This is a genomic window from Proteus sp. CA142267, from assembly GCF_003336825.1.
In the GTDB taxonomy this organism is placed as follows: domain Bacteria; phylum Pseudomonadota; class Gammaproteobacteria; order Enterobacterales; family Enterobacteriaceae; genus Proteus; species Proteus terrae.
Genome location: NZ_QPMG01000001.1, coordinates 1,140,546 through 1,153,154 on the forward strand (window position 1 = coordinate 1,140,546; position 12,609 = coordinate 1,153,154).

The window sequence follows — 12,609 nt, forward strand, 5'->3', positions numbered from 1 at the left end:
ATTTGCTAAATTTTGGCGAAAAGTGTTTTTTCCTTTCATTACTGATTTATTTAGCAAGAAAAAGTAGAGCGAGAAAAAGATGCATACTGACTAAATTAGGCAACTGTGATATAAAAACGGGACTGTTGTTTATGCCCAAATCTGGGTAAAGCTAAAATTATATTAGGATCTGAATATGGTTACTTTTCATACCAATTACGGCGATATCGTGATTAATACATTTGCAGACAAAGCACCTGCAACCGTAGAAAATTTTTTAGACTACTGTAAAGAAGGATTCTACGATAACACTATTTTCCACCGTGTCATCAATGGTTTTATGATCCAAGGTGGTGGTTTTGAACCAGGTATGAACCAAAAAGCGACCAAAGCACCTGTAAGAAACGAAGCAAACAATGGCCTAGCAAACAACCGCGGTACATTAGCAATGGCTCGTACGAACGATCCACATTCTGCTACTGCTCAATTCTTTATCAACGTTGCAGACAACGATTTCTTAAACTTCCGTGCTGAAAACGCAAATGGTTGGGGATATTGTGTCTTTGCTGAAGTTGTTGAAGGTATGGACGTTGTTGATAAAATTAAAGCTGTTTCCACAGGTCGTAGCGGTTTCCACCAAGATGTTCCTCGTGAAGATATCGTCATTAAAAGTGTAACGGTTAGCGAATAAGCCTCGCTTTTTATGTGTACGCTTTTTATTGCAGACCTGCATTTAAGTGAACATGAACCGGCAATCACTGCCGGTTTTCTTCGCTTTTTAAAAGAACAAGCTATTCATGCAAAAGCACTTTATATCCTAGGTGATTTTTTTGATTTTTGGATAGGTGACGATGATCCTAATCCTTTGCATCAACAAATTGCTCAAGCTCTGATGACGCTAAAAAATGCAGGAGTACCTTGTTATTTTATTCATGGAAATCGTGATTTTTTAATTGGCTCTCGTTTTGCAAAAGAGAGTGGTATCACCTTACTTCCACAAGAAAAAGTGCTCGAAATTGAGAAGCATCGCATCCTAATTTTGCATGGTGATACACTTTGTACAGATGATGATGCGTATCAACGTTACCGTAAAAAAGTGCATAATAAATTTATTCAGCGCTTATTCTCACTACTGCCTCTATTTATTCGACTGCGTATCGCTGACAAAATGCGTTCACGTAGCCAGCACGAAAATCAGTATAAGTCTGATGCCATTATGGATGTTAACCCGCAGGCAGTGATTGATACTTTTAAGTATTTCAATACAGAATGGATGATCCACGGTCATACTCATCGTCCAGCAATTCATACTGTTAATATTGATGATAAAATACATTATCGAGGTGTATTAGGTGCTTGGCATACTGAAGGTTCTATGTTTAAAGTAACGGCTGAAAAAATAGAACTTATTCATTTCCCCTTCTAAGTTGTTTTGCTTATTTTCTTCATAAAAAGGCTGTTTTTTCTTTACGCAAACGTTTTCCTATGTGTGTTAGCGTGATACTATCATGCTCAGTTTATTAGGCTATATCCGTTTATGCTTACAGGAGCAGTTAAGTAATGTCTTCTCAAGTTGGTCTAAATACCTCTTCCGCTCGTATCGCTATTGTAATGGGCTCTAAAAGTGACTGGGCAACAATGTCTCATGCCGCTGATGTACTAGACGCACTACAACTTCCTTATCATGTTGAGATTGTCTCTGCACACCGTACCCCTGATAAGCTATTTAGCTTTGCAGAACAAGCCAAAAGTAATGGCTTTGATGTCATTATTGCAGGAGCTGGCGGTGCTGCCCACTTACCGGGTATGCTCGCAGCAAAAACACTCGTCCCTGTATTAGGTGTTCCTGTTCAAAGTGCTGCATTAAGCGGTGTTGATAGCCTTTACTCTATTGTACAAATGCCGAAAGGTATTCCTGTGGGAACCTTAGCGATTGGTAAAGCAGGTGCCGCCAATGCCGCTTTATTAGCTGCTCAAATTTTAGCATTACACTCCTCTACTATTTTTGAAGCACTAACAGCATGGCGTACAGCACAAACTGATGATGTCTTAAATAACCCTGATCCAAGGGAGGCACTATGAAGCCAGTTTGTGTTCTTGGAAATGGCCAACTAGGGCGAATGCTAAGACAAGCCGGTGAGCCTTTAGGAATTGCAGTTTATCCAGTAGGATTAGATGCAGAGCCTGAAGCAGTTCCTTATCAAAAAAGCATCATCACAGCTGAAATTGAACGCTGGCCTGAAACCGCACTCACCAAAGAATTAGAACGCCATACTAACTTTGTAAACCGTGACATATTCCCATTGCTTGCCGATAGATTGCCTCAAAAACAACTTCTTGATGAGCTAGGTTTAGCAACAGCACCTTGGCAACCATTAACATCGCCAACACAATGGCCTGATATCTTCGCTCAATTGGGTGATTTTATTATTGTGAAGCGCCGTGTTGGTGGGTATGACGGTCGTGGCCAATGGCGCATTCATCCCGGTGAAGAACAACAATTACCGGCTGAAATTTATGGTGAGTGTATTGTTGAGCAAGGTATCCCTTTTTCAGGTGAAGTATCATTAGTAGGTGCAAGAGATAGTAACGGAAATTGTGTTTTCTACCCTTTGACTCACAACCTGCACCAAGATGGCATTTTACGCATGAGTGTCGCCTTACCAACACCTGCGTCAAAACTACAACAATCAGCGGAAAAAATGCTGACCGCCATCCTTAATAAGCTCAATTATGTGGGTGTAATGGCGATGGAGTGCTTTATCGTTGGTGATAAATTACTTATTAACGAATTAGCCCCTAGAGTTCATAACAGTGGTCATTGGACACAAAATGGTGCCTCAATTAGCCAGTTTGAGTTACATCTACGTGCAATTTTAGATTTACCTATGCCAAAACCTGAAGTTTGCCAACCGGCAGTAATGGTTAATTTGATTGGTACTGATGTCAACCCTCAATGGCTTTCATTACCATTAGTTCATTTACATTGGTATGAAAAAGAAGTTCGCCCTGTCCGTAAAGTGGGCCATCTCAATCTTGTACATCGTGATAATCAACCACTGAAAGAGACACTCAAATCATTAAGCTTGATGCTTGATGATGCCTATCAGTACCCTATCAAATGGGCTTTAGAAAAATTAAGCTAGCAGTCCGACTCATAAAGTTAGAGAATAATAGCCTTTAAACGAACAGACCTTAGATAAAGAGGTCTGTTATTCGCTATTTTCTCCTGATTATTCAGGTTACTGCACCCATTTGATGGAGTCAGGATGCAAGCCACGCAACAGATTTTTGGGCCCGTTTATCAGTGGAGTATGCTGATATTATTGGGCTTTGTGTATTTTTTAGCTACCGCAACCACATTTACTTCTTTAGGCGTTGTTCTTCCTAGTATGATAAACGAGCTAGAGTGGAACTGGACTCAAGCAGGCCTTGGCTTTACGTTATTAGGATTAACCTGCGGTCTTGCGAGTTTTTTACCTACCTTGCTGATCCGTAAATTAAGTGTTCGTCTTACACTACTTATCGGATTAATCATTTTTGTCAGTGGTTTCTACTTTCTTTATGAAACATACACCATTGCACGTTATTTTCTCGGTACTGCACTACTAGGTATTGGTTTTACGCTACTGGCTACCGTACCCGGTACTTATGTTATTTCCCGCTTATTTGAAAAGCAGTCCTTTGCCTTTGGTGTTTATTTTACCATTGGTGGATTAGGTGGTGTTGCTGGGCCTTGGATCTATTTTTTAGCAACCCATTTATGGCATACATGGCGAATGCACTGGCTTATCTCAGCGATCACACTTACTATCGTTACTCTTCTCACTATTTTATTTTTACGCGAAGGCACTAAAGAGCAAGAGCACGCAAAAAAAATTAACCAACTTCAAACCACAAAACGTATCTATCAAACTAAAGAGATTTGGACGGCTCGTCATGCTTTAAGAACATGGCAATTTTATGTTATTGCTGCGACTTATACGGCCTTTTTATGGTGTGGGATCACGGTCAATAGTTTTGCTGTTGCACATATTATTGAAAATGGTTTTGGTGAAACCATTGCCGCAACACTATTGAGTAGTATGGCATTTATTAATGCTTTCTCGCGCCTAGCAGGTGGAGCTATTGGTGAATGGTTAGAACCTAAAAAATTACTTATCGCAAGTTTAAGTATTATTATCATTGGGTTGCTTGCACTAAGTATGGCTAATTCTTGGGTTTATCTGATCTTATTTACGGTTTGTGTCGGCATCGGTTATGGCATGACGTTCTTAGCATCAAGTATTTTGCTTGCTAACTATTTTGGCCGCTCTCCTTACCTTGAGCTGTTTTCAGTGATGAATTTAATTTCAACACTGGCTTGTTTAGCACCTTTCTTTGCTGGAGCAATCAAAGATATTTCAGGTAGTTTTACACCTGCGTTCTTGATTTTAACCATCCCTGTTTTACTTATTTTAGCGATAACACTGTTTATGAAACCACCAGTCTATCCTAAATTTCAGCATGCAAGTGAGCAAGAAAAGTAACCATTAAATAAGCAAGATAGTGAGTTTCGTATTATAAGAACGCATTTTCTAAGGAGATATTAAGCTGATGAATGATGCATTAATAATAAAATACTCGATAGGTGTTGGCATAGCTTTAGCCTGTTTTGTTGGTTTTGTCGTCGTATCTCTTTTTCATGACAAAAAGAAAAAACGCCGTAGAAATATTATTATTCATATCAGCCAAGCTATCTTGCTTTGTAGTTTAGTGCTTATCTTAAGCCAATATTGTGAAATGGCTGTGGTCGATTTTAATCTCCACTTTATCTCCTTTAGAATGATTAATTTTTTCACCTATGTTGGCATTGCATTAATTTTAATGAGAAAGTTTTTCTTACTAATTAATCGATTAGAAAAAGCTCAAATTAAAAAAGGTAGTGACCCTACTTCTGCTCGTATTATTTCTCGTATATTTAAAATCACTCTATTTGTCATTATCATTTTATTGTTTGGTGAGCATTTTGGTATGAGCTTATCCGGCTTAATGACATTTGGCGGATTAGGTGGTATCGCCATTGGCATGGCAAGTAAAGATGTATTAAGTAATCTTTTTTCGGGTGTCATGCTCTATTTCGATCGTCCTTTTAATATTGGTGATTGGGTTCGATCTCCTGATCGTAATATTGAAGGTACAGTAGTTGAGATTGGCTGGCGTATTACCAAAATCATCACGTTTGATCATCGACCACTTTATATTCCTAACTCAATTTTTTCCTCTATTAGTGTGGAAAATCCGGGAAGAATGACTAATCGACGTATTGAAACTGAACTCGGTTTACGTTATGAAGATTCAGATAAAATTGGCGTGATCGTTGAAGATATTCGCACCATGCTGATGCAAAATGACAAAATTGATACACAACAAACATTGTTAGTCTACTTTAATCAATTTGCAGACTCTTCACTCAATATCATGGTGTATTGTTTTACTAAAACAACGGTATGGGCACAGTGGCTTGAAGCTCAGCAAGAAGTCTATTTAAAGATAATTGAGATTGTGCATAAACATGGCGCTGATTTTGCTTTTCCATCTCAAACGGTCTATATCGAAAAACCTTCGCCAATTACCCAATAATACAAAATGGATAAGTTTATTTTCTCATAAACTTATCCATTCACCCACTTGTTAAAATGGTAATTTATGCGCTTTAAGTGCATAGAAACACCTCATTTATCTTTTAATTTATTTCAATCACATTCACAACCAAGTATATTGTTCGCCAATTCTTCTATTGATAAAAACGCGAGTATAATGAAAAAAATGAAGTTGGCGTGTCACCCGACTCTTTCACACTATTTTTATTGTGAACGTCCGATTGTTGATATTGTTGATGCAAATTTAACGCAAGTGTCAGCAGTAGTATTGTCGTTGTCAGATATTGAGTCTGGCGAACTATATCGCATTCATCAAACAGGCTTTCAACTCCCCGTATTTATTGCAGTTAATCTTAATGATACAGTCAGTGCTGAATTACTTAATCAAGTTTCAGGGATTGTGATTACAGATAAAAGCGCGCATCAAAAAAATAGTGCGTTGATTAATGAAGCTGCACAACAATATGAAAAGAGTCTGACAACACCATTTTTTTCACGCTTAGTGAATTATGTTGCCGAAAAGAACGTTGCTTTTGATTGTCCCGGCCATCAAGGCGGAGAGTTTTTCCGTCGTCATCCCGCAGGCGAACAGTTTTATCAATATTTTGGTGAGAATCTATTTCGCTCTGATCTCTGTAATGCTGATGTAGAAATGGGTGATTTACTTATTCATGAAGGTGCGCCTTATGATGCCCAAACCTTTGCAGCACAAGTGTTTAATGCCGATAAAACCTATTTTGTTTTAAATGGGACATCCTCTTCTAATAAAGTTGCCTTAAATGCCTTATTGGCACCAAATGATTTAGTGCTATTTGATAGGAATAACCATAAATCCAATCATCATGGCGCGTTAATTCAAGCGGGAGCAACACCTATTTATTTAGAAACGGCTCGTAATCCTTTTGGCTTTATCGGGGGTATAGATGCACATTGCTTTGAAGAGAGCTATTTACGCCAACAAATCGCAGAGATTACGCCAGAACGCCAATTCGATAAACGCCCTTTCCGCTTAGCCGTTATTCAACTAGGCACTTATGACGGTACGATTTACAACGCAAGACAAGTTGTCGATAAAATTGGTCATCTTTGTGATTACATTTTATTTGATTCTGCATGGGTTGGTTATGAACAATTCATTCCGATGATGAAACAGTGTTCCCCTTTATTACTAACGCTTAATAAAGACGATCCCGGTATTTTGGTTACTCAATCCGTTCATAAGCAATTAGCGGGCTTTTCACAAACCTCGCAGATACATAAAAAAGATGCGCACCTTAAAGGGCAATCACGTTATGTTAATCATAAACGTATGAATAATGCTTTTATGATGCATGCGTCCACCAGCCCATTTTACCCCCTTTTTGCGGCTCTTGATGTCAATGCAAAAATGCATTCGGGTAAAAGTGGTGAAGCAATGTGGATGAGTTGTGTAAAACAAGGCATCGAAGCTCGTAAATCATTACTAAAACAGTGTCAATTTATTAAGCCATTTATTCCTGAAGTAATTGATGGACTTGCTTGGCAAGATCATGACACAGATGAAATCGCTCACGATCAACGTTTTTTCAATTTTATTCCTGATGATAATTGGCACTCATTTGAAGGTTACGCCACCAATCAATACTTTGTTGATCCTTGCAAATTAATGCTTACAACGCCGGGGATCAATCCTCATACAGGGGAATATGAATCCTTTGGTGTACCAGCCTCTATTTTGGCAAATTATCTACGTGAGCACGGTGTAATTCCTGAAAAAAGTGACCTTAATTCAATCTTATTTTTGCTGACTCCCGCAGAGCATCAAGCGAAATTTGATCGCTTAATCTCTTTGATTGTTCAATTTGAAAAGCACTTAGTTGAAGATGTGCCATTAGAACAAATATTGCCTTCTGTTTGTCATCGCTATCAATCTCGTTATCAAGGTTATACATTGCGTCAACTCTGTCAGGAAATGCATGATATTTGTGTCACATATAATATCAAGTTGCTGCAAAAACAGATGTTTAGAAAAAGTCATTTCCCTAAGCGAGCACTAAGTCCGCAACAAGCTAATATTGAGTTTGTTCGTGGTAATGTTGAGTTTTTACCTTTAAATAAATTAGCGGGCAGAATTGCCGCGGAAGGTGCTTTACCTTATCCACCAGGTGTTTTATGTGCTGTGCCCGGTGAAATTTGGGATGGTGCTGTTTTACGTTATTTTCAGGCACTTGAAGTCACGCTTAATCAACTACCTGGTTTTTCAACTGAACTTCAAGGGGTTTATATTTATGATGAAGATGATGGCAGCAAGCGCATTTATGCTTATGTTATAAAAGAATAATTGTCTTATCTTTTCCCATAAAAAATGCTGATGTTTAATAACATCAGCATTTTTATTTAACTCTATTTATAAGCCCAACTTATTTCAACTATTCACCTTGAATTCGTCGATACTGCCCTTTATCTTGCAACAGTCTGATCCCTAAGATACTGCCACATAATGAAAGTAATAGTGCAGCAACAATAGGTACGATGATCCACATTCCCCATTGCGGTTGCCAAGGGAAATTAAACACCGATATTTGTAATAAACTTAATGCAACCTCCGCACCAATCGCCGCAGCTAATCCCGCCATTAAACCTAATAATGCAAATTCAGCCCAAAGAGTCCGTCTTAATAATGACTTACCTGCGCCTAATGTTCGATATACCACTAGCTCAATACGTCGCTGTGTCATTCCTACCTGAATTTGGGCAATTAACAATAACGCACCACAGATCATTACCAATCCAACCATAATCTCCAATGCTCGACTGACTTGCTGTAAGATTTGTTGAACTTGCTGAATTAATGCGCCTGTATCTAATACGCTTACAGTTGGAAATTGCCGATTAAGTGCCGTAATTAACGTCCCTTCACCATTGTAATAAAAACTACTCATCCATTTTTCTGGCTGATTACTTAACCCTTCTTCAGAGAAGATAAAGAAGAAGTTAGGACGCATATTTTCCCAATCAACATGGCGAATGCTAGTAACAATCGACTTAAATTCACGAGTATCACCAACAAATGTTAATTCATCACCCAATTTAATTTCGAGTTGTTCAGCAACACCTTGATCAAGAGAAACACCATTTCCCACTGGAGGCCATGTTCCCTCAACAATCACGTTATCTTTTGGCAACTCGCTATGCCACGTTAAGTTAAGCTCTCGACGAACAGTGTTATTACCAGCATCACGTTTATCAGCCCACTCTTTAGCATTATTCTCATTAATCTGCGTTAAGCGCGCTAATACCACAGGAAATGCATCCGTTGGTTCAACGTTATACTTTGCCAACAAGGTATTAACTTCTTGAACTTGAGGTGCAGACATATTGATCAGAAAGTAATTAGGGCTATCTTCGGGTAACTGTTTTTGCCATTTATCTAATAAATCACCTTGGATCAGCACCAATAGTGTTAACAACATAAATGAAAGTGCAAAAGCAGCCAATTGAGTCATGGTCTGAAAAGGCTGTCGCAACAAGCGAGTTACTGCTAAGCGCGCACTGAGTTGGCGAAATTTAAACTGCTTTAACACCCACAATCCAAGCCAACCAATCCCCCCCAATAAAAAAGCAATAACAACAACACCAAATAGAATTGACCAGAGTAAAACGCCCGTTCCCGCAAAAAGCGTCAAAGCACCAACAATAATTAAGCCTACAATCGGTAAATAGTAACGAAGAGGCCAGATAGGTGCCGTGGTATCACTTCTTAATACACGAGAAGGTTGTGTCGCCATTAGTTGATAATAAGGTCTTAATCCTGTTAATAAAGCTATTAACAACAAGGAACCCACTGACCATACCCATGGTAAGAAACTCGCTTCAGGTAAACTTTTAGGTAACACTGGTGCTAAAATTTGTAGCAATATTGCCTCAAAAACAAGCCCGACTAATGAGCCTACAACAATAGCACCAACAAGGATCACTCCCCATTGCCCAACGATCCACTTTCTCAATGCCCGTTTATCTGCACCTAGTGTTTTTAATACCGCGATTAAGGTATGACGAGTCCGGCAATAATGAGCCATTGAAACAGCAACCGCTGATATAGCAAGCAATAATGTCAATAGAGCTGATAGCAAAAGAAAGTTTTTTGCACGCTCCATTGATTGTGAAAGTGCCCCGCTATCTTGTTTTAAACTATTCCAACGCTGATCTGGCTTTAATATTGGGTCGAAGCGTTGCTGATAACTATCAATCACCGCTTCATCGCCCGCAAACATATAGCGATAAGTCAGGCGGCTTCCGGGTTGCACAGCTCCAGTTGCCTCAACATCATCAAGACTAATTAAAATTCGGGGCGCGATTTGAAAAGGATTAAACCCACTGTCTGGCTCTTGAATTAATACACCACTGATAGTAAATGAGGCATCGCCTACATCAATGTTATCGCCGACTTTTATATCAAGTAATTCAAGTAATCTAGCACCGACAAGCGCAGTTCCTTTTTCAGGCTTTAAGCCTGCTGGCTCTGTTTCTAACTCACCATACAGTGGATATAAATTATCTGTAGCTTTCACCAACGCAAGCTGAGGTGTATCACCTTCTGGCGCATAAGACATGGTAGTAAATTGCATTTGGCGACTGAGAGTTAACCCTTCTTTCTTCGCCTCAGCAAGCCAGTTTTCATCAACAGGATAAGATGCACGTAAGACTAAATCACCAGCGATCAAATCGCGGCTTTGAGCATAAATGCTTTTATCGATGCGATCACCTATCCGCCCTAAAGCGAGCACACAAGCAACTGCCAGCGCTAAAGAAAGCCAAACAATTAATAATGCAGGAGAACGCCATTCACGCCAAAACCAACGCCAAATCATGACTCCTCCTTAAGTTGTCCATCAACTAATCGTAATCGTCTTTGACAACGAGCAGCTAGCTCATTGTCATGAGTCACTAAAATCAAGGTTGTTGCATAATCGCGGTTAAGAGAGAACAACAAGTCAGCAATTTTATCGCCAGTTTTACGATCAAGGTTCCCTGTTGGTTCATCCGCAAAAAGAATGGCAGGTTGAGTACAAAATGCTCTTGCTAATGCAACACGCTGTTGCTCACCGCCAGAAAGCTGTGCTGGCATATGGTATAAACGTTCGCCTAACCCCAACAGCTTAAGTAAATCAACTGCACGCGCATGGCTGTGCTTTTCTGACTCACCTTTTAATAATGCGGGCAACTGCACATTTTCAAGAGCATTCAATGTTGGGATCAACATAAATGATTGAAAAACAAAACCAACATGTTCAGCACGCAACTTGGCACGCGCTTCTTCATTCATTTTTGTGAGATCTTCACCCATCAAATGTACACTGCCAGAGGTGCCATCATCTAATCCAGCGATGATCCCTAGCAATGTCGATTTACCCGATCCTGACTCACCAATTAACGCAATTGTTTGTGCAGGCTCGACAACTAACTCAACACCCTGCAATATAGAGATCTGACTATCACCTTGTCCTACTTTTTTGGTTAACTGATGAACTTCAAGAACCTTTTCCGTCGACATACATTTTTCCTTATCGTTATGATGATGTTTAGCTTTAAGGCAATTGCTGCTGATACCTTTTTGATCTTTGGTGACAGCTTGAGTGCAGGATACCGTCTTCCGATTGAAAGCGCATGGCCACAACGCCTTGCTGATAAATGGAAAACAACCTACCCTGAAATTAATGTTGTTAATGCAAGCATTAGTGGTGAAACAGCCTTTCAGGGACAAGATAGGCTTCCTGATTTATTAAAACAGCATCAACCACGCTGGGTTTTAATTGAATTAGGTGCAAATGATGGTTTACAGGGATACCCTGTTGCACAAACAAAAGAGGCATTACAAAACATCATTACACAAGTGAAAGATGCCGGTGCAATGCCACTTTTTATGCAAATAATGATTTCACCTAATTACGGTAAACGTTATACACAATCGTTTTCAGCGATCTATCCAAAACTCGCTGAAGATAATGCGCTTCCTCTGCTTCCTTTTTATATGGAGAAAATCGCTGATAAGCCTGAGTGGATGCAAAATGACAGCATACACCCCAATGAAGATGCTCAGCCTTTTATTACGCAGTGGATGGATGAAACATTATCCCCTTACCTAACACGTTAGACTATTCTGACAGTAGTTGACGTAGATTAAACGAGATTAATTGTAAAATTATGCAAAAAACGGTATTGATTACAGGAAGTTCCAGTGGAATAGGACTCTGTGCGGCAAAAGCACTACAGAAAAGAGGCTATCGAGTTCTTGCTGCTTGCCGTAAAGGTGAAGACCTTAAACGCATGGAAACATTGGGATTAGAACCCATTCATCTTGACCTTGATGATCCAAAAAGTGTTGAAAATGCGGCATTAGAAGTTATTCGCCTAACAAACGGTCATTTATATGGATTATTTAATAATGGTGGATTTGGTGTTTATGGCCCATTAGATGCTATTACTCGCCAACAAATGGAAAAACAGTTTTCGACTAACTTTTTTGGTTTACATCAGCTTACTACATTACTTCTACCCGCAATGTTACCTCATGGAGAGGGACGCATTATTCAAACGAGTTCTGTAATGGGGATTATCTCAACGCCAGGTCGAGGTGCTTACGCTGCCAGTAAATATGCGGTAGAAGCATGGTCTGATGCGCTAAGAATGGAAATAGCGCATACTGGAGTTAAGGTGAGTTTAATAGAGCCAGGCCCAATACGAACTTGTTTCACTGAAAATGTCGCTCAAGCCGAAAAAGATAAACCTGTAAAAAATCCGGGGATTGCGAGTCGTTTCACATTAACGCCTGAAGATGTCGTGAAAAAGCTCATTCATGCTTTAGAAAGCCCAAAACCTAAGATACGTTATCCCGTAACCTTATTAACTCACGCTGTTAGAATACTAAAGCGTTTTCTACCTGATATTTTAATGGATGCGATTCTCAGTCGCCAGAGTGGCAAGGCTTGATTTTTCAGTATCCACCCTT

At 39.5% G+C, this 12,609-nt stretch carries 11 protein-coding genes; 9 read left to right on the forward strand and 2 right to left on the reverse strand.

Annotated features, from left to right (window positions below; translation table 11 throughout):
• Nucleotides 1-175: 175 nt before the first annotated feature.
• The 7 genes from ppiB (at nt 176) to C0T34_RS05305 (ending at nt 7,941) form a co-directional block, all read left to right on the forward strand.
• The gene (ppiB, locus tag C0T34_RS05275) at nt 176-670 is read left to right on the forward strand and encodes a peptidylprolyl isomerase B (RefSeq protein WP_006533972.1); all 495 of its coding nucleotides are present in this window, start codon (nt 176-178) and stop codon (nt 668-670) included.
• A gap of 12 nt (nt 671-682) precedes the next feature.
• On the forward strand, nt 683-1,405 hold the full coding sequence (locus C0T34_RS05280) for a UDP-2,3-diacylglucosamine diphosphatase (protein WP_098942100.1): 723 nt from the start codon (nt 683-685) through the stop codon (nt 1,403-1,405).
• A gap of 134 nt (nt 1,406-1,539) precedes the next feature.
• Entirely contained in the window at nt 1,540-2,061 is a 522-nt protein-coding gene (gene purE, locus C0T34_RS05285; protein ID WP_098942099.1) for a 5-(carboxyamino)imidazole ribonucleotide mutase, read from the forward strand.
• Nucleotides 2,058-3,125 (forward strand): 5-(carboxyamino)imidazole ribonucleotide synthase, encoded by a 1,068-nt coding sequence (purK, locus tag C0T34_RS05290; protein ID WP_109401425.1) that lies wholly within the window; start codon nt 2,058-2,060, stop codon nt 3,123-3,125. The genes purE and purK overlap by 4 nt, the downstream gene beginning before the upstream one ends.
• Nucleotides 3,126-3,248: 123 nt before the next feature.
• Nucleotides 3,249-4,508 carry an MFS transporter gene (locus tag C0T34_RS05295; RefSeq protein WP_098942097.1) on the forward strand — a complete coding sequence of 420 codons (1,260 nt, stop codon included), beginning with the start codon at nt 3,249-3,251 and terminating at the stop codon, nt 4,506-4,508.
• 67 nt (nt 4,509-4,575) lie between these two features.
• Nucleotides 4,576-5,601 (forward strand): mechanosensitive ion channel family protein, encoded by a 1,026-nt coding sequence (locus tag C0T34_RS05300; RefSeq protein ID WP_098942096.1) that lies wholly within the window; start codon nt 4,576-4,578, stop codon nt 5,599-5,601.
• A 177-nt stretch (nt 5,602-5,778) separates the two neighbouring features.
• Nucleotides 5,779-7,941 carry an ornithine decarboxylase gene (locus C0T34_RS05305; RefSeq protein ID WP_109849841.1) on the forward strand — a complete coding sequence of 721 codons (2,163 nt, stop codon included), beginning with the start codon at nt 5,779-5,781 and terminating at the stop codon, nt 7,939-7,941.
• 88 nt (nt 7,942-8,029) lie between these two features.
• On the opposite strand, the gene ybbP is transcribed toward C0T34_RS05305, so the two are convergent.
• Entirely contained in the window at nt 8,030-10,471 is a 2,442-nt protein-coding gene (gene ybbP, locus C0T34_RS05310; protein WP_109849792.1) for a putative ABC transporter permease subunit YbbP, read from the reverse strand.
• A complete protein-coding gene (ybbA, locus tag C0T34_RS05315; protein WP_098942093.1) occupies nt 10,468-11,154 on the reverse strand; it encodes a putative ABC transporter ATP-binding protein YbbA in 687 nt (228 codons plus the stop codon). Before ybbA ends, ybbP begins: the two co-directional genes overlap by 4 nt.
• Between ybbA and tesA the strand changes: the two genes are divergently transcribed.
• Nucleotides 11,125-11,754 carry a multifunctional acyl-CoA thioesterase I/protease I/lysophospholipase L1 gene (tesA, locus tag C0T34_RS05320; RefSeq protein ID WP_109849793.1) on the forward strand — a complete coding sequence of 210 codons (630 nt, stop codon included), beginning with the start codon at nt 11,125-11,127 and terminating at the stop codon, nt 11,752-11,754. The two genes, ybbA and tesA, sit on opposite strands and share 30 nt — an antisense overlap.
• Nucleotides 11,755-11,804: 50 nt before the next feature.
• A complete protein-coding gene (locus C0T34_RS05325; RefSeq protein ID WP_098942091.1) occupies nt 11,805-12,590 on the forward strand; it encodes an SDR family oxidoreductase in 786 nt (261 codons plus the stop codon).
• Nucleotides 12,591-12,609: the final 19 nt, after the last annotated feature.

Bases quoted from the DNA above. Each gene is read 5' to 3' on its own strand.
- purE (WP_098942099.1), top strand. From the start codon at position 1,540: ATGTCTTCTCAAGTTGGTCTAAATACCTCTTCCGCTCGTATCGCTATT.
- C0T34_RS05295 (WP_098942097.1), top strand. From the start codon at position 3,249: ATGCAAGCCACGCAACAGATTTTTGGGCCCGTTTATCAGTGGAGTATG.
- ppiB (WP_006533972.1), top strand. From the start codon at position 176: ATGGTTACTTTTCATACCAATTACGGCGATATCGTGATTAATACATTT.
- C0T34_RS05305 (WP_109849841.1), top strand. From the start codon at position 5,779: ATGAAAAAAATGAAGTTGGCGTGTCACCCGACTCTTTCACACTATTTT.
- C0T34_RS05325 (WP_098942091.1), top strand. From the start codon at position 11,805: ATGCAAAAAACGGTATTGATTACAGGAAGTTCCAGTGGAATAGGACTC.
- tesA (WP_109849793.1), top strand. From the start codon at position 11,125: ATGAACTTCAAGAACCTTTTCCGTCGACATACATTTTTCCTTATCGTT.
- ybbA (WP_098942093.1), bottom strand. From the start codon at position 11,154: ATGTCGACGGAAAAGGTTCTTGAAGTTCATCAGTTAACCAAAAAAGTA.
- C0T34_RS05300 (WP_098942096.1), top strand. From the start codon at position 4,576: ATGAATGATGCATTAATAATAAAATACTCGATAGGTGTTGGCATAGCT.
- purK (WP_109401425.1), top strand. From the start codon at position 2,058: ATGAAGCCAGTTTGTGTTCTTGGAAATGGCCAACTAGGGCGAATGCTA.
- ybbP (WP_109849792.1), bottom strand. From the start codon at position 10,471: ATGATTTGGCGTTGGTTTTGGCGTGAATGGCGTTCTCCTGCATTATTA.
- C0T34_RS05280 (WP_098942100.1), top strand. From the start codon at position 683: ATGTGTACGCTTTTTATTGCAGACCTGCATTTAAGTGAACATGAACCG.